General features: G+C 46.1%; 17 protein-coding genes. 7 read left to right on the top strand and 10 right to left on the bottom strand.

What is annotated here, in order from left to right; genetic code table 11:
- Positions 1-50 precede the first annotated feature (50 nt).
- Entirely contained in the window at positions 51-2,957 is a 2,907-nt protein-coding gene (gene rapA / locus L876_RS0104360) for an RNA polymerase-associated protein RapA (RefSeq protein WP_028762675.1), read from the top strand.
- A 135-nt stretch (positions 2,958-3,092) separates the two neighbouring features.
- Positions 3,093-3,950 carry a DUF3530 family protein gene (locus L876_RS0104355; protein WP_051412919.1) on the top strand — a complete coding sequence of 286 codons (858 nt, stop codon included), beginning with the start codon at positions 3,093-3,095 and terminating at the stop codon, positions 3,948-3,950.
- Positions 3,951-3,976: 26 nt separating this feature from the next.
- Here L876_RS0104355 and L876_RS0104350 read toward each other — a convergent pair whose 3' ends face one another.
- Both L876_RS0104350 and L876_RS0104345 read right to left on the bottom strand, forming a co-directional pair.
- On the bottom strand, positions 3,977-4,474 hold the full coding sequence (locus L876_RS0104350) for a YqhA family protein (RefSeq protein WP_028762673.1): 498 nt from the start codon (positions 4,472-4,474) through the stop codon (positions 3,977-3,979).
- A 120-nt stretch (positions 4,475-4,594) separates the two neighbouring features.
- Positions 4,595-5,401: a crotonase/enoyl-CoA hydratase family protein gene (locus L876_RS0104345; protein ID WP_028762672.1), complete on the bottom strand. Its 807-nt coding sequence runs from the start codon at positions 5,399-5,401 to the stop codon at positions 4,595-4,597.
- 367 nt (positions 5,402-5,768) lie between these two features.
- Here L876_RS0104345 and L876_RS0104340 point away from each other — a divergent pair, with 367 nt between their 5' ends.
- Positions 5,769-6,764 (top strand): response regulator, encoded by a 996-nt coding sequence (locus tag L876_RS0104340; protein ID WP_028762671.1) that lies wholly within the window; start codon positions 5,769-5,771, stop codon positions 6,762-6,764.
- 13 nt (positions 6,765-6,777) lie between these two features.
- The gene (locus L876_RS0104335; protein ID WP_028762670.1) at positions 6,778-7,737 is read left to right on the top strand and encodes a GGDEF domain-containing protein; all 960 of its coding nucleotides are present in this window, start codon (positions 6,778-6,780) and stop codon (positions 7,735-7,737) included.
- Positions 7,738-7,805: 68 nt separating this feature from the next.
- Here L876_RS0104335 and rraB read toward each other — a convergent pair whose 3' ends face one another.
- The 5 genes from rraB to L876_RS0104310 all read right to left on the bottom strand — a co-directional run bounded on the left by rraB (position 7,806) and on the right by L876_RS0104310 (position 12,003).
- The gene (gene rraB / locus L876_RS0104330) at positions 7,806-8,213 is read right to left on the bottom strand and encodes a ribonuclease E inhibitor RraB (protein WP_028762669.1); all 408 of its coding nucleotides are present in this window, start codon (positions 8,211-8,213) and stop codon (positions 7,806-7,808) included.
- A gap of 31 nt (positions 8,214-8,244) precedes the next feature.
- The gene (locus tag L876_RS0104325; protein WP_028762668.1) at positions 8,245-8,976 is read right to left on the bottom strand and encodes a 1-acylglycerol-3-phosphate O-acyltransferase; all 732 of its coding nucleotides are present in this window, start codon (positions 8,974-8,976) and stop codon (positions 8,245-8,247) included.
- A gap of 99 nt (positions 8,977-9,075) precedes the next feature.
- Positions 9,076-9,846 (bottom strand): metal ABC transporter permease, encoded by a 771-nt coding sequence (locus tag L876_RS0104320; RefSeq protein ID WP_028762667.1) that lies wholly within the window; start codon positions 9,844-9,846, stop codon positions 9,076-9,078.
- 62 nt (positions 9,847-9,908) lie between these two features.
- Positions 9,909-10,823, bottom strand: a complete 915-nt coding sequence (locus tag L876_RS0104315) for a metal ABC transporter solute-binding protein, Zn/Mn family (RefSeq protein ID WP_028762666.1) — start codon at positions 10,821-10,823, stop codon at positions 9,909-9,911.
- On the bottom strand, positions 10,807-12,003 hold the full coding sequence (locus L876_RS0104310) for a hypothetical protein (RefSeq protein ID WP_028762665.1): 1,197 nt from the start codon (positions 12,001-12,003) through the stop codon (positions 10,807-10,809). The genes L876_RS0104315 and L876_RS0104310 overlap by 17 nt, the downstream gene beginning before the upstream one ends.
- 790 nt (positions 12,004-12,793) lie before the next feature.
- On the opposite strand from L876_RS0104310, the gene L876_RS23150 reads away from it, so the two are divergent.
- A complete protein-coding gene (locus L876_RS23150; RefSeq protein WP_259650931.1) occupies positions 12,794-12,919 on the top strand; it encodes a hypothetical protein in 126 nt (41 codons plus the stop codon).
- A gap of 64 nt (positions 12,920-12,983) precedes the next feature.
- Here the strand turns inward: L876_RS23150 and L876_RS0104295 are convergent, their stop codons facing one another.
- Complete coding sequence (locus tag L876_RS0104295) at positions 12,984-13,322, bottom strand: hypothetical protein (RefSeq protein WP_028762663.1); 339 nt, start codon at positions 13,320-13,322, stop codon at positions 12,984-12,986.
- A gap of 127 nt (positions 13,323-13,449) precedes the next feature.
- Here L876_RS0104295 and L876_RS0104290 point away from each other — a divergent pair, with 127 nt between their 5' ends.
- Positions 13,450-15,084, top strand: a complete 1,635-nt coding sequence (locus L876_RS0104290; RefSeq protein ID WP_028762662.1) for a mechanosensitive ion channel family protein — start codon at positions 13,450-13,452, stop codon at positions 15,082-15,084.
- Between the two features lie 96 nt (positions 15,085-15,180).
- Here the strand turns inward: L876_RS0104290 and L876_RS0104285 are convergent, their stop codons facing one another.
- Entirely contained in the window at positions 15,181-16,887 is a 1,707-nt protein-coding gene (locus tag L876_RS0104285) for a formate--tetrahydrofolate ligase (protein WP_028762661.1), read from the bottom strand.
- Positions 16,888-17,064: 177 nt separating this feature from the next.
- Here L876_RS0104285 and L876_RS0104280 point away from each other — a divergent pair, with 177 nt between their 5' ends.
- Positions 17,065-17,955 (top strand): aldo/keto reductase, encoded by an 891-nt coding sequence (locus L876_RS0104280; RefSeq protein ID WP_028762660.1) that lies wholly within the window; start codon positions 17,065-17,067, stop codon positions 17,953-17,955.
- 92 nt (positions 17,956-18,047) lie between these two features.
- Here L876_RS0104280 and L876_RS0104275 read toward each other — a convergent pair whose 3' ends face one another.
- Positions 18,048-18,887, bottom strand: coding sequence for a MaoC/PaaZ C-terminal domain-containing protein (locus L876_RS0104275; RefSeq protein WP_156029377.1), 840 nt, complete (start codon positions 18,885-18,887; stop codon positions 18,048-18,050).
- Positions 18,888-18,930: the final 43 nt, after the last annotated feature.

Raw genomic sequence — 18,930 nt, 5'->3', positions numbered from 1 at the left:
GGATAACATACGCGCCCTTTCGTGATTCACCCTGTAGATGAGAAATTGTAATGCCCTTTTCCTTAGGTCAACGTTGGATTAGTGATACCGAATCAGAACTTGGTTTAGGTACTGTAGTTGGAATAGAAGACCGCATGGTCACTGTGATGTTTCCAGCGACTGATGAGAACCGCATGTTTTCGCGCAACGACGCGCCATTAACACGCGTTATTTATAATCCAGGCGATACCATTGAGAGTCACGAAGGGTGGAGTTTAACGGTTAGCGAACTGGAAGAAAAAAACCAACTCATTATCTACCACGGTGTGCATAGTGAAACTGGCGAACAAGTCAGCCTTAGAGAGACGCTTCTCAACCACAATATTCGCTTTAACAAGCCGCAGGATAGACTGTTTGCTGGTCAAATCGATCGCTTAGATAGATTTGGCGTACGTTACCAATGCCAACTGCTGCGTCACAAGTTGGCGACCTCAGACCTATTGGGTCTACAAGGCCCGCGTGTCGGACTCATCCCGCACCAGCAGTGGATTGCCCATGAAGTGGGACAGCGTTTTGCACCGCGCGTATTGCTGGCCGATGAAGTGGGACTAGGTAAAACGATCGAAGCAGGCCTTATCATCCATCAACAACTGTTGACGGGCCGCGCTGAACGTATCCTCGTGATTGTGCCAGACACATTGCGCCATCAGTGGTTAGTCGAGATGCTACGCCGCTTTAACCTGCGCTTTTCGGTATTTGATGAAGACAGATGTGTCGAAGCCTATGCCGATCACGACAACCCTTTTTATACCGAGCAGTTAGTCATCTGTTCGCTTGAATTACTGCGCAAGAAAAAGCGTCTTGAGCAAGCCCTGGATGCTGATTGGGACTTAATGGTGGTCGATGAAGCGCATCACCTTGAATGGACAGAAGATGCCCCAAGCCGCGCTTACCGTGTGGTTGAAGCGTTAAGTGAAGTGGTACCTGGCGTATTACTACTAACCGCCACCCCAGATCAACTTGGTCACCAAAGCCACTTTGCCCGTCTACGCCTCTTAGACCCAGACCGTTTTTACGATTACCAAGCCTTCCTCAAAGAGGAAGACAGCTACAAAGAGGTGGCGACCGCGGCCGACCAGCTCAGTAAAGGCGTTAAGCTTTCTGACGATGCAGTTGCGAGCTTAACCGAACTATTAAACGAAAAAGATATCACCCCTTCGCTGCGTCTTATCGAAGATGAGAGTGTTGATGCCGATGTACGACAAAATGCACGAGAAGAGCTATTACAGGAGCTACTGGATCGTCACGGCACTGGCCGCGTACTCTACCGTAATAGCCGAGCCTCAGTAAAAGGCTTCCCAACCCGTATATTCAACGCACATCCCCAAGCGATGCCAACACAATATGTTACGGCGGCGAAAGTATCGGCCATGATGGGTGGTCAAAGCGATCTGCAAGCTAAAGTGAAGCAGGCATTAAGCCCTGAGAAGCTTTACCAAGCGTTTGAAAGTGATAGCGCCAGTTGGTGGAAGTTCGACCCACGAGTCGACTGGCTGATTGATTTCCTAAAGAGTCATCGCAGTAAAAAAGTGCTAATCATTGCCAGCCAAGCGGAAACTGCACTCAGCCTGGAAGAAGCGCTGCGTACCCGTGAAGGGATTCAAGCAACCGTATTCCACGAAGGCATGTCGATTATTGAACGCGATAAAGCGGGTGCGTACTTTGCTCAAGAAACTGGCGGTGCTCAGGCACTTATCTGCAGCGAGATTGGCTCAGAGGGACGTAACTTCCAGTTTGCTAGCCATTTAGTGCTGTTCGATCTACCGCTGAACCCAGATCTGTTGGAGCAACGTATCGGTCGTCTCGACCGTATCGGTCAGGCCAATGATGTCGAAATTCACCTACCTTACCTTGAGCAGACGGCGCAAGAAAATCTCATGAACTGGTATCACAAAGGTCTTAACGCCTTTGAGCAAACCTGTCCAACTGGCCATATTCTGTTCAATGAATTCAGCGAAGAGCTACTGACACAGTTGGTGTACCGCGATGAAGACCAATTTACCCAGCTACTGAACCATACGCAGACACGTTACAAAGCGTTAAAGAAAGCGATGGAACAGGGACGCGACAAACTGCTAGAAATCAACTCTCATGGTGGTGACAAAGCCAACAAGCTGGTAGAGAGCCTCGCCGCACGCGATGAAGATACCCAGCTCATTGGCTCAGTGATTCGTTTGTGGGACATCATAGGTGTCGAACAGGAAGATAGCGGCGAAAACGCTATTGTGCTGCACCCAAGCGAGCACATGATGTTCCCCACCTACCCGGGGCTGCCTGAAGATGGCGTCACTGTTACTTTTGACCGTGAGATGGCGCTGTCTCGTGATGATATTGCGCTCATCACCCAGGAACACCCGCTGGTACAGACTGGACTCGATTTAATCACTTCATCTGAAACCGGCACCACTAGTGTCGCCATTTTGAAGAACAAGGCGTTACCTGCAGGCACAATCTTCTTAGAGCTTATCTATATGGCTGATGCCTCTGCACCTAAGTCAAGCCAGTTGTATCGCTATATGCCGCCGACACCAGTACGAGTTTTGCTCGACAAGAATGGTAATAACCTATCAGACAATGTCAGTTATGAGAGTTTTGATAAGCAGTTAAGTGCGGTTAATCGCCATATCGCCAGTAAGTTAGTCAATGCATCACAAACTTTACTGCACCCGCTATTTGCTAAGGCCGAAACCTTTGCCGAAGCCGAGTTACAGCTGCTTACTGAGACCGCTAGAGCGAAAATGACCACGCAATTGACGGGTGAGCTTGAGCGTTTAGAAGCGTTAAAAGCCGTTAACCCTAACATTCGTGACGAAGAGTTAGCGCACATTAAGTCACAAATGAGTGAGCTCAATACCTACTTAGATGGTTGTTTGTTGCAACTCGATGCCGTCCGTTTAGTCTTGGTGAGTCACGCTTAATATTTACTGCATAATGATTGCAAAAAAATGCAGGAGTTAATGACTCCTGCATTTTTATTGCCACCAGAAAATTTCTCACAGCCTTAAGATAAAACCAATTATACTCAGCCAATAACACTCTGCTTTAAGCCCGTAATGAAATCACTAGCCCTATATTTTGCAGCACTGTCGTTTTGCTTCAGTCTATCGCCACTCTACGCTGCCACCGCACCGGCTTATGACTACCTCCCCGAAAACGAAGTAGCCACAATCACCATTGGCGAAAAACAGAGTCATGCGTTGGTCCGCTCATGGCGTGGTAAACACCAGTATGGTGCTGCTATCTTATTTTCTGACTTTGGCACCAATGCCGACCCCAGCGATGTGATCACCTTTCTAAGGCGTCATTTAAATGATAAAGGTTGGGCAACCATCAGCCTTAGCGCCCCCGATAACGGCCCACAGGTTAACCATACTACCGACGCGAGCGAAGTGAGCAAATCTGGTGAAAAACAACTGGCACTAAAAGCCAGCAAGTCGCTGCCCAAATACAGTGAAGAAGCGTGGCAAAAACTCAGAGAAAAACAGCATGAACAGCTGATTCAGACAATGAATCAATTGGATGCATTAGGTCAACCCTACCCAGGAAAGCGTATTCTAATTGCATCGCAAAAAGGCGCAGGCTTGGCTATTACCCTATTAAATGCTGGCTCACTCCCTAAGCCCGATATCTTAGTGATCATTAATCCCTATTTAGACCGCAGCGAAGAGAATCAAAAACTAGCACAACAGATTGCCGAGTTAACCATTCCCGTATTAGATATTCAATCACCAGATGCCTCACCTGAGGCACTGGCAACCCTGTTAGAGCGCAAAGCTCTAGCACCGCAAAACCAGCCCCTTAGGTATGAACAGCAAGTATTAGCACTTAACTTAGATCAACCGAGTGCCTGGCAAGAAATTTTAGTGCTAGTACAAGGCTTTGCTAAACGGATCATGAAGGCCTACCCCTAACGAAGATAGGCCATTTTTGCGAGGAGCTACTTTTTATCTTTACTGAGCATCAACGCCAAAGCAATTAATACCACTATCACCCCCATGTAGAGCAGCTCTAGCATGGAGGTTGGTTTCATCTCGGTAAAATAGGAAAACACCTTGATGATGAGCATCATCAATATCACTTTACCTAGCTTGCTCTTGAGCGAGTCGATACTGCTGATCACTAAGATTTTCCCACCAGCAACACTGTCATCGGCCGCCTTTAGGTTACTAATAAAGAGCTCATACAGACCAAAAGCAAAAATCAGCAACACTGCGCCCAGTAGGAAGGTATCTAAAATCTCAACGACAACCATCACTAAGTCATTGCGGACGTCATGACTGCCCGTGATGAGATAATCCCAAATCAGTGCCATCATATGCATCACATCTTTGACACCCATAATAAACACCACAAATGCCGCGACGACACAGGCAAATACACCTAACATTACCGAGAGTCGGCTACTCCATAAAAACCGTTCAAACAATTCACGCATCAATAATATCTCTACCGCTAATATTTGCGGGCGATAATAGAGTTTCGCTTACCATACGTCATAGCGACGATATCAGAGTGTGATCGTTATCACTTAGGCGCCGTTTGCAAAGTAGATTAACTACCAGCCGCGCTGTCGCTCTTGATACGCCCGCTTAGGATCTTTGGTCTGACGAATCGCAGCATTAACACGATTCTTGCCTAACAACAGGCGGATTTGACTAAATGATTCACGCCTCAGCAAACTACGCTCCGTTGCTCGCCAACTCTTATTGATACTCGCCTTAATCGCAGCATTAGCATCGGGAGAGGTCGCCAGCAGCTTCTCAGCCAAGGCTTGTGCCCGTACTCGTGGTTGCTCTGACACCTCTGTCACCAAACCATATGTTAATGCTTGTTGAGCAGAGATCACTTCCGCAGTCATGGTTAATAGCATGGCGACATCTTTACCCACTAACTCTCTAAGCCCTACAAGCCCTGCCATGTCAGGGACTAATCCCCACTTAGCTTCCATGATCGACATTTTGCAATCATCAGCAACAATACGAAAATCTGCACCCAGCGCAATTTGGGTGCCACCGCCATAACAGATCCCTTCAATGGCACAGATCACAGGCACTGGCAGACGTCGCCAACCAATAGACACCTGTTGGGCTAAGTTCGCATTACCAGGTAACCATTTAAATAGCAGTTTTACTGCTTGCATGGGCGACTTCATCACACTACTGACATCAAGCCCAGAGCAAAAATTGCCTCCGCTTCCCTGTAAAATAACGCAACGTACACCTCGATTTTTAGCTAGCTTCCGTTGCACCCGACGAATTGAGGTGAATAGCGTATAATTAAGCGCATTATATTTATCAGGCCGATTTAGCTCGACATAAGCAATGCCGGCTTCAATCGTCAAAGTTACCAATGGATGTTGCATTCCTTTACTCCCACAGTTCATCTGGTCAGTCCAGACGAAACTTTAACACATTTGGCATATTTACCTAAAACATATAACATGTAGCGAATTTTTGACTAACGTCAAAATATTGCCACTAATATTTACCTTAGTTAATCAATCTGATAGATAATGCTTGAAACTAGGTTGCGAGTGATGTTTTTTTTACAATTGCAATAAAAAACCTTACACAAGATCTTATAATTAGCGGCACGGTAACCGTACCTACTTACTGTTAGCTAAATACGTTTTCATCATTGAAAACGACAATGAATAAACAACAACTGCCCCAAAATCATTAATAAGTGTTATCTTCAATAGAAGGGCAGATTAGGATGTTATAACTAGAATGTCGATCCCAGTACTAATATGTGATGATTCTGCACTCGCTCGAAAGCAGATGGCTAGAACGCTTCCAAAGGAGTGGGATGTCGAAATTACCTTCGCCAATAATGGCGCGGAGGGTATCGATGCGATACGCGCTGGCAAAGGGGAAGTGGTTTTTCTCGATCTCAATATGCCTGTCATGGATGGTTATGAAGTCCTAAAAACCATTCAACAAGAAGATCTCCCCGCACTGGTTATTGTGGTTTCTGGTGATATTCAAATAAAGGCTCATGAGCGCGTAAAAGCCATGGGCGCCCTCGATTTTATTCAAAAGCCAGTTAGCGCTGATGCCATTAGCAATATTTTGCAAGAATATGGCATTTTGACGATTGCACTGGGCGAGAGTGACAGTGACAACCCGATGATCGAAGTTGATCTGCGCGATGCCTGTCAAGAGATCGCCAACGTTGCTATGGGCCGCGCGGCGGATCTCTTAGCTAAACTCCTCGATGTGTTTGTGTTACTCCCTATCCCAAATGTCAATGTGTTAGAGGTGAGCGAACTCACCATGGCACTCAAAGCAACTGAAGAAAGTCAGACCGTATCGGCACTCTGCCAAGGTTTTATTGGAGCAGGCGTTGCGGGTGAGGCTTTATTGTTATTCCATGACTCCTCCTTTCAAGATATGGCGCAACTCATGGGGCTGACCAATCCAGAGGATGCCAACACAGAAATTGAGGTGATGATCGATACTGGCAACGTACTGATTGGCGCTTTCCTCAACGGCATATCTGAACAGCTGCATATGAAATTTAGCCAAAGCCACCCAGTGGTCTTAGGCAGACACTGCACCGTGAATGAACTGATCCACGACAATTCAGAGAAATGGGCTCGCACGTTGGCAATGGAGATCAACTACCGCATCGAAGGCCACGATATTCAGTGCGATCTGTTGCTACTATTTACAGAAGAATCACTACCGACGCTGAACTTTAAGCTCGGTTACTTGCTAGATTAAATTGGACAATTAGATGGCGTATGACCAAAGCGCAATGAACGAGTTACACTGGCTAATCGATATGGTGCAAACCATAGAGGTGGGCTTGGTTGTGCTTGATCGTAACTACGATATTCAGCTCTGGAATGGTTTTATGGAGAACCATAGCGGTGTCTCACCTAACTCCATAAAAGGCTCTAACCTGTTTGAGCAGTTTGATTACCTACCAGCAACCTGGTTGAAGCAAAAAATGGAATCGGTGTTTCTGTTGAAAAACCGAGCGTTCATTAGCTGGGAGCAACGCCCCTATGTGTTCCAATTTGGTAATTATCGCCCTATCACGGGTCGTGCCGATTTCATGTACCAAAATGTTACCTTGCTGCCACTCTCCTCGTTAACTGGCGAAATCACTCACATCAGTATGATCATTTATGACGTTACCGATGTCGCGATCAACAAGCTACAACTCAAGGCTGCCAACGAACGCCTTGAACATCTCAGCCAAACAGATGGTTTGACACAACTACACAATCGCCGCCACTGGCAGATATGCATGCAGCGCGAGTTCGATCGCCATGCCCGTTATGGTGAACCAACCACGCTTGTGATGTTCGATATCGATCACTTTAAACGTATCAATGACACCTATGGGCATATAGCAGGCGATAAGGTGATTCAGCATGTGTCACACATTCTAAAACAGTCTTTGCGTGAAACTGATTGCGCCGGACGTTACGGAGGTGAAGAGTTCTCGGTAGTACTAGCCAATACCGATGCAAAATCGGCACTTAACTTTGCCGATCGTTTACGAGAAAAAATTGCAGCCTCAGAGATGCTCTATGAAAGCGCAAAAATCAGTGTAACGGTAAGTATTGGTATCTGTGATATTGAAGAAGAATTAGAAAATAGCGGTAAATGGTTAGCCAATGCCGACCATGCGCTTTACGAAGCCAAGCAAGCGGGCCGCAACTGCTGTAGGATTTTTGAAGGCTAATACCATCTGTATCAGCATTAATAAAAAAGCCCTTGTTATTGACTAACAAGGGCTTTTTTTCAAACCGATTAATGAAAGCGGGCTTCTTCTTCGAACTCGTCATCATCTTCATCTTCGGCACCTTCGCCAATGAAGTAGGTGCCCCAGCCGTCGTAATCCACTTTTAACTTAGCCGCTAATAGAATCAGATCTTCACAGGCCTTGTCCAATAACTCAACTTCGAGCTTGTGGTAAGCAATGGCATCAAAGCAGAAAATCACCGATCCATCATCGAGTTCCATCTCTTCAGCATCATTGACTTCAAAACCCATTTTAAACGCCTCAACAGCCGCTTTTTCTAAACGATCGAAGTTGGCTGCTGAAAAATGATGTTCAATGGTATATTCAGCATCTGGCTCAGAGCCATCGGCAAGGATCGCTTCAACAATCTCTTGGTTCTCTTGCTTCTGTTCCTGTAACTGACGTTCTGTAGACATGGATCACTCCGAAATAAACAATAAAAACAGGTTAAATAGCTTGCTTTGCCATTAAAGCAGAAGCCTCTAAATTTAACTGCGCTAACTTTTCAGCCATCATACTATGAATACGGGCAGACAGCTCTTTGACTTGTGATTTAGCTAACCCCTTGGTTTCGATCGGCTCCATCATCTCGATGATCACCACACCATTATTCCAACGGTTTAACTTTATATGTTCTTGGTTAGAGGCAAGCACTGGAACCATAGCCACACCAGCCTCAATGGCGGTATGAAATGCGCCAGACTTAAATGGCAATAGCCCCTTTCCCCGAGAACGTGTTCCCTCTGGGAAAATCCAGATAGAAAGACACTTTTCTTTAATCTTTTTTGCCGTTTCAGCCATGGTTTCAAAGGCGCGATTACGGTTTTTACGGTCAATGAGAATATTACCCGACAACCAGTAAATCTGACCAAAAAATGGGATCCAAGCTAAACTCTTTTTACCCAAGCTCACCGTACCTTTAGGCACTGCAGCAGTATGGGTAAACATATCAAAGTTATTTTGATGGTTAGCCAAGAAGATACAAGGTTCGGCACGTTGTATCTGCGGCTTGCGCACCACCACTTTCACGCCTAATACAGGCGCTGCCCATGAAAAGATTTTAGCAAACAAATGTACATTGTCTCGATGGCGCGGTCTAAGCAAACAATAAAGTCCACCAAAAACAAATGCCAACAACAACATAACTGCCAAGATCAGTGATCTGAAGATTAACAGCACAACATACTCCTGTGATTTCAGTGGCGCTAGTATACCAGCAAGGGTATTCGACTTACACCTGTACGAGAGACTCTTGCACTGTTAATCACTCAATACCTTTTACGCCAATACCTTAGCAAGTTTGGGTTGCAGTAATCTAAATGCCACGGCAGTCAAAGCCAAGGTTGCAACAATGGCAGCGCCACTGGGTAGATCAAAGCTCGCGGAGAGCACAAGCCCAACCCCATAACCCACAATACCGACGAGATAAGCGATCGCCCACTTAGCTTTCCCTAGATATTTGTTCACTGCCAGCGCGGGTAAGATAAGCGAACTGAACACTAAATAAACCCCAACCAGCTCAACCGACAGTGTGATGACTAAGGCAAATAACAGATAAAATCCAGCCCCCTCGAGTAGGCTAGGTTTCCATGCAATGGTCAGTAAAACCAAAAAGGATACGATGGCTGGAAACAGCAATTGTGACCAGTTGACCCACAAAATCTGTCCAGACATTAGCTGCTTCAGCATCTCTGCACCATGAGGATCATTTGATAGCAGCAACATAGCAGCCACGGCCGACAATACGTAGAAACAACCAATAATGGCTTCTAGTTCCTCTGCCATACGTTTTGATAGCCAGGCAATAAAGCCGGCACCAAGCAGGGCAAACAATGCGGGCATCCAAACACCCGAAAATGGTAGATGCTCAATATCATGGTTAGTATGCGCAATAATCGCACCCAAAGCGGCCACTTGAGCAATCGCGAGATCGATGAAAATAATCCCACGCTTGAGCACTTGACTACCAAGCAACACATGGGTTGATAAAACGAGAATGCCAGCGGCGAAGGCTGGCAATAATATAGAAAGCAGATCGAGATCAAACATAGTCTTACGCCTAATTGAGTAGAAGCCGCAGCGCTGCTTAGTCACAGCGCTACGGCTATCGATTACTGTTGAGACAAACTTAACAGCAGACCGATCACGCTACGGTACAAGGAAAACAGATCTTCGCTGTCATCATTACCACCAACAGACATAGGAAGTACTTGTACAGGTAGGTTGGTACGCTCCCCTAGCCAGTGTGCGCCACGTTCATCTTGATATGAGGCGACGATAATGGCCATGACATCGCCCTCTTGTGCTCGACTTTGTAAACTGGCCAGATGGCTAGTACTAGGCGGGATACCAGGTTTGGGTTCAAGGTCGCCAACTTGCTCCATGCCTATCCAGTTAAACAGGTATCGAAAGCTACTATGATACGCGATCACTTTTTTGCCTTTTAATGGCTTTGCTAGCTGCTGCCACTCAGCTATCGCAACCTGCCAGCGTTGGCTAAAGTCAGCCAATGCGGCATCATATTTGCCTTTCGAGTCAGGGTCGAGTTGCACTAACTTAACGGTCAGAGCCTGTGCCACTTGCAACAAGCGGTCGGGATCAAAGTGCAAATGAGGGTTACCTTTCGCATGCACATCACCCATGCTGCGATCGACACTCGCAAGCCTATCTAAAGTATCGATATGCTCAGCGGCAAAAAATAATCCCTGCTCTGTAGAGCGTACCTTTGCGTTAGATGATTTCATCTGCAGCATAGGCAACCAACCCACTTCGAGATCGGCACCGGCGCAAATAGCCAGATCCGCTTGGCGCATCTTAGCAATCAAACTCGGTCGCGCCTGAACCTGATGTGGATCTTGCATTGCAGTCGTCGCCGAGTAGATTTTGGCATCGGGTGCCAATTCCTGTGCCAAGGCGGCATATTCAGGTTCACAAGCAAAGATATTCAACTGTGCCTGAGCACCGCTGGCAAACGTCAGTGCAAGAGCCGCAAAACTGGCTTTAATGACTTTAGAATTGATGTGCACCGTGAGCCCCCAGAGTCATAACATATTGAAGAGTAATGATATTATCGTCGGTAAAACCATCGAAGTTAGTGCCTTGTTGATTGGTATACTGTAAACGTACCGTCGAAAAATGACTATGATGCCAAGCAAGGCTCACTTCGGTTTCTTTTAACTTTTGGCTATCAAAGTGGTCGTCATGTAACTCTTGCGTATTGACCTGACCATAACGAAGCCCTGCTGACCAATTAGGGCTAATTTGATACACAGAGCTTAAATACCAGCCCGTCTGATCATCTGGTTCATGTTCATTGCCATGAAGGTGACCATCATCATGTTCATCAAGCGGTGCAAAATCTGTCACTTTAAAGTACTCACCACTGACCGTTAAATGTTGGTACTTATAGTTACCATTAGGTGCCCACTTATAGACAAAATCTGCCACATAAGTATTTTCACCAGTATACTTTGCCGCATGGGCATGATCATGGTCATGACCGTCATCGGCTGCAGGCTCAATGCCATGCTCTTCATGGGCTGTTAGGCGACCATTTTCGTTACGCAAATAACTTAAGCCTACCTGCCACGAGCTGCTTACCCCAATATCGCCACCGATTTTAGTATAGGCGGTATACACACCAAGATTTGTAAAATCACGCTCACCATGCTCATCTTCGGCGCGCATACTGTCCCCCTTAAAGGCTTCAATACCCATGGCCCAAAATAGATCGGTTGGCGCGACATAATCGAGACGCACACCGTCATCAAAATAGTGACTACCTAAAAAAGCACGATAGGCTGCTGGCCTATCAGAAAACGCGTCGGTATGAACGTGCTGATTATTTAGGTAACCCACGTCTGACAAAAATCGCCCCGCACGCACAGAGAACCCAGCTGGCATTGCGGTTGTTTGAATAAAGGCTTCCTCTAACCCTAGCTCAGTCTCCCCCTCATGAACTTCTAATACTGCCGTCAACTTACCGTAAAACATATCGTCAATATTGGCACTAATCGCCACTTCCGTATGCCCTAAACCGAAGCCTTCTTCACGCTCGGCCATCGGTCGTTCAGTATTTTGATAATAGCCATCGAGTACTGCGCTGATTGCAGGGTTAGTTAGGCTAGAATCTTCCGCAAAAGACACATGAGAAACAAGCGCACACGCAGCGGCTACCGCTGAAATGCGGGTATTTAAACGAGTCATATTTTCTCCAAAAACAGGTAAAGCCCTCTCTAGCCAAATGACTGAGAGAAATAGTAATTTATTGTTAATACAGGCAAATATTACGAGTTTTTGGGTGGTGCTCGGCTATGAAAATAATCAACATGAGTTGCAAAGCTAACTGTTAACTTTGACTCAAACTTTTCATATATGGGTGAAGGAAGGGTAAAAATGAAATCGCCAACAGGCAGTAAACTATTAAGTTGGACTTTTTGAATACAGAGGGTGCAGTGATTTTTCGCACCGTCATCAACATGTTCTAGGCTATGAGCTGGCGCAGCAACAGACAAGCAAAACAATATCGCACTAAGCCATATCGCTACTCCTCTTGCCAAACCCTTAGTCTTATATGCCATAGACTCTATAATTGATGATTCAAATTGCGACCAAGTTTAGGGATTACCATGACTAAGTCAAGCAACAAATAGGCTAAAATTTAGCGCTTGTGTAACAATTTGTCAGCAACAAGCGTCTACCTGTAGCAGCCGTGCGGTAACCTTATGCTGTTGTTATATCGAAACTTGAATCTTATCTTCACCCAGCCAGCAGTATCAAGTATACAGAGCAACAGAGAGCATCAAATTCGAAATATTTAATTTCAACAACACGGCATATGAGAGGGGAACAAACACTAACCAAAGCTTGAACTGAGTCACGCAGAAGGATCGGCTAATTAAGTCTGACTTAAGTTCCAAACGCTAAAATAATGCCATATAGTGACATTAACAACTAACATGATGTCAACGACTCAACGCTAAAGGAAACAATAAGTATGAAGGAATTTTTCCGCGAAAATTTTAAGATGATCTTTTGGACATCGGTTTTCTTTATCGCCATTCTTGGCGGCATCTATTACGTTGAAGCAGCATTAGAAGCTCAGGTTCAAGTGGTCAACTAACAGACCTATGGGTGGCCAACAATCGGAGCCACCCTCTCACCTTCATCAAGCACCAACGTTTACCTCAGTCGCGATACTTGCGTCGCTGCTCACTGTCATCGACAACTTCAACCTCAGGCGCCTCAATCACCTTAAGGTGATCCATCATATGGCTAACTAACAGCAGCATGATAGAAAAAATAGCGATTGGCGTGGTGATGTGCCTAAGTTCAGGGGCAAAATAACCATAGCCTAACGCCGCAGCACCAATATAAAAACCTAAGATTTTCAAACGTGATAATAGTGGATTTTTACCTAGCCACGCCAGACAGTGAGGGCACTGTATTTGCGCATTGAGTCCCTTCCCCCGTTGGGCATTCACACCACCCACTCCAAATGATTTATGACAATGAGTACACAGCACAATAAAACTCTCTAATGATATTGGCAGGCAGTTTAACAGATAGCGTGCAATTTTCGCAGATGTGATTTTACAGTATCTCGCAGAGGGATTATGATTCAAGGCATTACATTACCAAGGACTTTCATAAATGTTGCGCACACTCATTTTGGGATTTATCACCGTTATAGGATTAAGCGGAGCGCCCGCTTTTGCTGAAACGGCACCCACTCCAATAGATGCAGAAACAAGCACGGCAGTCAGCGCGCTAAAACAACTGCAAACAAGCATTACTAGTGATATCGATAAGCTGGCCAAATCCAATGGCGAAATGAAGCAGTTTGTTGAGTATCGCATCAAAGAACACGCTAACCAATACCACGACCAGTTAAAGGCCTTAATGGGCCAAGATCAACTTGACAGCGCAACCTTGCTACCACTGGTTAATGACCATCTAGCCTTTATCAACCAAGTCGCGGCCTATTATGCAGAAGATATAGAAAGCTTCAAATCTGAGCTGGGTAAAGATAATGATACTGCAGTGATGCTAAATCTTGCCAATCGAGAGCGAGAACGCGATGAGATGCTACAGGCAAAATATGAAACCTTAACTTGGTTAGAGAAACTCGGCGGCGACATTACAGCCCAGAAGCAAACGCTACTTGCAGCCTTGTTAAAACGCTCAAATGTACTCAATAGCCTAGTGCATTTCACACAAGATAAACTCAAAACCGCTGTCGCTGATGCCGCTACCGCTGGCAAGGATGTCACTGGTGAACAAACCGCATTGATCACGCATTTGAAAGAGCGATTAGATCTGACGAGCAGCAGTTTGACGGTTGCTATCAATCTCCTGGATCAGTTAGAGCAAGATACCTCCGCATTAAAACAAACCCTGTTTAGTATCTCAGGCGATATTACCCAAGATGTACTTAATATTGATGTAGCCAGCAACCTGTTAGAACAGTGGTGGGATACCGCCAAAAACCAAGCCATCGACAATGGTCCAGGGCTAACCTTTAAAGTGTTTATTTTCGTTTTAATCCTTTTTCTAGCTAGCCTTGCAGGTAAAGCGACTCAACGTTTGATCAAGAAAACCGTCAGTAACTCAAAACTAAAATTCAGCAAACTATTACAAGAATTCTTTATCTCTTTGTCGGGCAAGATTGTCTTTGCCCTGGGGTTAATGATAGCCCTGTCACAACTCGGATTTGAACTTGGCCCACTGTTGGCTGGTTTCGGTGTTGCCGGTGTGATTATTGGTTTCGCGCTGCAAGATACCTTATCTAACTTCGCCTCAGGCATGATGATCTTAATTTATCGTCCTTACGATGTGGGCGATCTGATCAATGCTGCAGGGGTCACCGGTAAAGTCAGCCAGATGAGTTTGGTTTCCACCACCATCAAAACCTTAGACAACCAACGCCTGATCATCCCTAACAATAAAATATGGGGCGATACAATCAACAACATCACCGTCGAGCATCAGCGCCGCGTCGATATGACATTTGGTATCGGTTATGGTGATGATATTGAAAAAGCAGAGAAAGTATTAAAAGCGATCGTCGAAAACCATCCTAAGGTACTCAAAGACCCTGAGCCAACAGTGAAACTACACCTATTGGGCGAGTCATCGGTAGACTTTGTGGTACGCCCATGGGCTAAGCCTGCGGATTATTGGGATGTATATTGGGATATCACCCGTGAGGTGAAAATGCGCTTCGATCAGGAAAATATCTCTATCCCATTCCCACAACGCGATGTGCACATCTATCAGACTAAGTAACCTGAGTTCGGTTTCATCGTTGAGATAGAAAAAAGCGCCAAGGGTGTATTACCTTTGGCGCTTTTGATTTTTTTACAGGTCAATAACGCTAAATGATCACGCCAAGCCGACTATTTCGCCATGCTCATTGATATCGACATTAAGGTAACCAGGGCGAACCCCGAGCCCAGGCATTGTCATGACTTTCCCCACTAACGCCGTAATAAAGCCTGCACCAGCATTGAGTTTTAACTCAGTGATCGGCAACTCAAATCCACTAGGAGCGCCCTTAACCTTAGGATCATGGCTAATTGATAACGGTGTTTTGGCTACACATAAAGGTAAATGCTCAAAGCCTTTCTGTTTTAGCATTTCCAGTTGCGCACAGGCTAAAGGAGACAAGTTAACCCCAGAAGCACCATAGCCAATTTCGGCAATCGTCATCAGCTTAGCTTCAATGCTCGCTTCCAATTCATATAGATACTTGAACTGACCACCTGCTTCAGTGGCATGGACCACAGTTTGTGCGAGCTGGGTCGCCCCTTGGCTACCTTGAGTGAAAGCTTCTGACACCTCACAACCAAATGCCCCCAACTCAAGTACCTCTGCTTTAAGCCAAGCCAACTCTTCAAAAGAGTCAGACTCAAAACGATTAATGGCAACCACCACCGGCACACCATATTGCGCCACATTGCGCATATGCCAAGCTAGATTGACAAAACCCGCTTGTAACTTGCTCATCTCATCCCTTGCCTCGCCATCGGCAAGCTCGGCGTTGGCTTTTAGGGCTTTTACCGTCACAACAATGACCGCTGCATCAGGGGCTTTTCCCGATTGCCTCGCCTTAATATTGCAAAACTTCTCAAACCCCATATCAGAGCCAAATCCACCCTCGGTCACCACAATATCGGCCAGTTTCAGGGCTATATCATCGGCAATGATAGAGGAGTTACCGTGAGCAATGTTGGCAAATGGGCCAGCATGAATAAGACAAGGCGCCCCCGTCAGGGTTTGCATCAGCGTCGGTTCAATGGCCTCACTCATGATCACTGTCATTGCACCCGCAACACCAAGTTGCTCTGCGGTGATGAATTCACCGCTTTTGCTCAGTGCCAACACTATCTGACCGATACGCGCTCGCATATCTTGCAGATCTCGACTTAACGCTAAGATAGCCATCAACTCAGACGCGGCGGTGATATCAAACCCGCCGTCATGAATAGGGCCATTACTAGCACCTTGTGCCAAGGTAATTTGGCGCAGGCTGCGCTCATTTTGGTCCACCACCCTACGCCACATGATCTTATTAGGGTCAATATCTAGCGCTGGTAGCAGAGACTCCTGCGTAAACACTTCGGCGCCAAGCCGCGTTTCATGATAAAGACGCGCATCGAGGGCAGCGGCAGCGAGATTATGGGCGCTGGTCACGGCATGAATATCACCGGTCAGGTGCAGGTTTAACGCCTCCATCGGTACCACTTGTGCGAGCCCCCCTCCAGCAGCCCCGCCCTTAATACCAAATACAGGCCCCATACTTGGCTGACGAATACAGGCGCAAGCTTGCTTACCTATGGCTTGTAATCCTTGAGTCAAACCAATAGTCGTAACCGTTTTTCCCTCACCAAAAGGCGTGGGCGTTACCGCTGTGACTATAACTAACTTACCATCTCTGTTATCTTTTAGTCGTTGTTTGATAGATAAGTTGATTTTGGCTTTGGTCGAACCAAATAGGGTGAGTTCGGCAGGGATAATGCCAAATTCTTGAGCAATCGTCTCAATGGGCTGCAACTGCGCTTGGCGGGAGATTTCAATATCAGACAGCATAGGCAATGCTCCTAAAACATAAAAGAAAAAGAAAACATGAGCTGTGTTGCATAGTAGGGGAAAATCCAGCCAAGACAAACCTATTCATTTGCGGCAACGCCTTTAATTAAGCTTTTATGAATCTAAATCAAAAAAACCACCGACCCAGGTAAAAAAATAGCGAGATTGGAGAAAAAGATGAGTGTCCATAAACTGCAACTTTCCCCCTTTATCGCCGGATTTTGGCGGCTCTGCGATTGGCAACATACACCGCAGCAGACGTTAGCCTTGATTGAGCACTACCTAAGCCTAGGCGTCACCAGCATGGATCACGCCGATATCTATGGCGAACATCGTTGCGAAGCCCTATTCGGCAAAGCCCTCGCACTCAAGCCGTCACTGAGACAACAGATGCAGCTCGTGAGTAAATGTGGCATCAAACCCGCTTTTGCATCGACACCCAAACGCTACGTTAACCATTATGACACTAGCTACAACCACATTATTGCCAGTGCAGAACAATCACTGCGCGCATTACAAACCGACTATTTAGATCTATTACTGATACATCGTCCCGATCCATTACTGAATGCCGATGAGGTGGCGAGTGCTTTCGAGCAACTATATCAAACAGGCAAAGTACGGCACTTTGGCGTATCAAACTTTACACCGTCGCAGTTTGAGCTGCTGCAATCTCGGCTAGATCGTCCATTGGCGACCAATCAATTAGAGATCTCGCCAATGCAACTGTCAGCGCTGCATGATGGTAGCTTAGATCAGTGCCAGCAGTTTCGATGCGCCCCCATGGCGTGGTCATGCCTTGGCGGTGGAGAGATATTTACAGACACATCAGCTAAGGCTAAACGACTGCGTGCGACTCTCAACAAGATTGCCGCGCAGCACAATACTGATGATATTAGTCAGATCATTTATGCTTGGGTGCTTGCCCTTCCTAGCCGGCCAAAACCGATTATTGGCAGTGGTGATCTGGCGAGGATAACGTCAGCGGTTGCGTCTCAACATATCGATTTAGATAGACAGCAGTGGTTTAGTATATGGCAAGCCTCTAGCGGACACTGCGTGCCTTAACCCTATAGTACTGATAGTCCATGCCACCAAAAATCAAAAAAGCCAGCAATAATGCTGGCTTTTCAAGCAGAGAAACCGATTAGCCACAACAATCAATCGAGGAAGATGACGTTGCCGCTCAAGTGAGGACGACGCCCCTTAATATCTCTAAGCTCAAAGACCAATCCACTTTCATGCTCGCTATCGATACCAAAGCTCACTTCTGCTGGCATTAACAGTGGCAGCTTAAAAGCGACCTCTACCGTACAGGGACGAGTACCGATCTGCGGCATCAATTGCGCCACGCTGCGAGCTTTAGACCACATGCCATGAGCCAAAACTCTATCGAAACCAAAACGCTTAGATAAGACAGGATGCAGGTGAATTAAATTATAGTCACCCGATGCCTTAGCGTAACGACGGCCAAGATCTTCATTTAACTGCCAATTAACGGGATTTTCCCAATTCATTTGGCTCGCCTTAGGGGGACGAACACGACGACCAGCGCCTTCGATACGGTACAGGTATGTTGATAATGACTCCCACACCAGCTCATCACCAACAAAGACTTTCGACACTAGCTCAAACTCTAACCCTGAGTCAGTCTCTTGGCTGCTGGTCAAAGCACATTCAATGTGAAACTGCTCACTAATTCGTACCTGTCGATATTGACTAATGCTGTTTTTAAGATGAATCATCCCCAGTAACGGAAACGTGATCGCATTATGGGTAAAAATGCATGCGTGCAATCTAAACGCCATCACATACAGGTAGGTGATCGGCAGCATTTGTCCATCAAAGTCAAAGTCGCAGACCTTAGCGTATTGACGCACTTTATCCTCAGACAAGGTAACATTAGGGCAGCTTACATGAATATGCGGCAATGGCTGCTGATCCCAGCCGGGTTTACGGCCAAAAAAGATCTTGCGATAAAGCGACAACAGCGACGGCATCGCCTTTAAATCAACACAAATTTCTTTATTCACGCTATTGGAA

Origin of the sequence: Shewanella colwelliana ATCC 39565, assembly GCF_000518705.1 — a bacterium.
Lineage (GTDB): Bacteria > Pseudomonadota > Gammaproteobacteria > Enterobacterales > Shewanellaceae > Shewanella > Shewanella colwelliana.
This window is presented reverse-complemented; position numbering and strand designations above follow the sequence as displayed.

Coding starts and splice junctions, on each gene's coding strand:
- L876_RS0104335 (WP_028762670.1), top strand. CDS start 6,778: ATGGCGTATGACCAAAGCGCAATGAACGAGTTACACTGGCTAATCGAT.
- L876_RS0104320 (WP_028762667.1), bottom strand. CDS start 9,846: ATGTTTGATCTCGATCTGCTTTCTATATTATTGCCAGCCTTCGCCGCT.
- rraB (WP_028762669.1), bottom strand. CDS start 8,213: ATGTCTACAGAACGTCAGTTACAGGAACAGAAGCAAGAGAACCAAGAG.
- rapA (WP_028762675.1), top strand. CDS start 51: ATGCCCTTTTCCTTAGGTCAACGTTGGATTAGTGATACCGAATCAGAA.
- L876_RS23150 (WP_259650931.1), top strand. CDS start 12,794: ATGAAGGAATTTTTCCGCGAAAATTTTAAGATGATCTTTTGGACATCG.
- L876_RS0104275 (WP_156029377.1), bottom strand. CDS start 18,887: ATGCCGTCGCTGTTGTCGCTTTATCGCAAGATCTTTTTTGGCCGTAAA.
- L876_RS0104350 (WP_028762673.1), bottom strand. CDS start 4,474: ATGCGTGAATTGTTTGAACGGTTTTTATGGAGTAGCCGACTCTCGGTA.
- L876_RS0104290 (WP_028762662.1), top strand. CDS start 13,450: ATGTTGCGCACACTCATTTTGGGATTTATCACCGTTATAGGATTAAGC.
- L876_RS0104355 (WP_051412919.1), top strand. CDS start 3,093: ATGAAATCACTAGCCCTATATTTTGCAGCACTGTCGTTTTGCTTCAGT.
- L876_RS0104345 (WP_028762672.1), bottom strand. CDS start 5,401: ATGCAACATCCATTGGTAACTTTGACGATTGAAGCCGGCATTGCTTAT.
- L876_RS0104340 (WP_028762671.1), top strand. CDS start 5,769: ATGTCGATCCCAGTACTAATATGTGATGATTCTGCACTCGCTCGAAAG.
- L876_RS0104310 (WP_028762665.1), bottom strand. CDS start 12,003: ATGACTCGTTTAAATACCCGCATTTCAGCGGTAGCCGCTGCGTGTGCG.
- L876_RS0104280 (WP_028762660.1), top strand. CDS start 17,065: ATGAGTGTCCATAAACTGCAACTTTCCCCCTTTATCGCCGGATTTTGG.
- L876_RS0104285 (WP_028762661.1), bottom strand. CDS start 16,887: ATGCTGTCTGATATTGAAATCTCCCGCCAAGCGCAGTTGCAGCCCATT.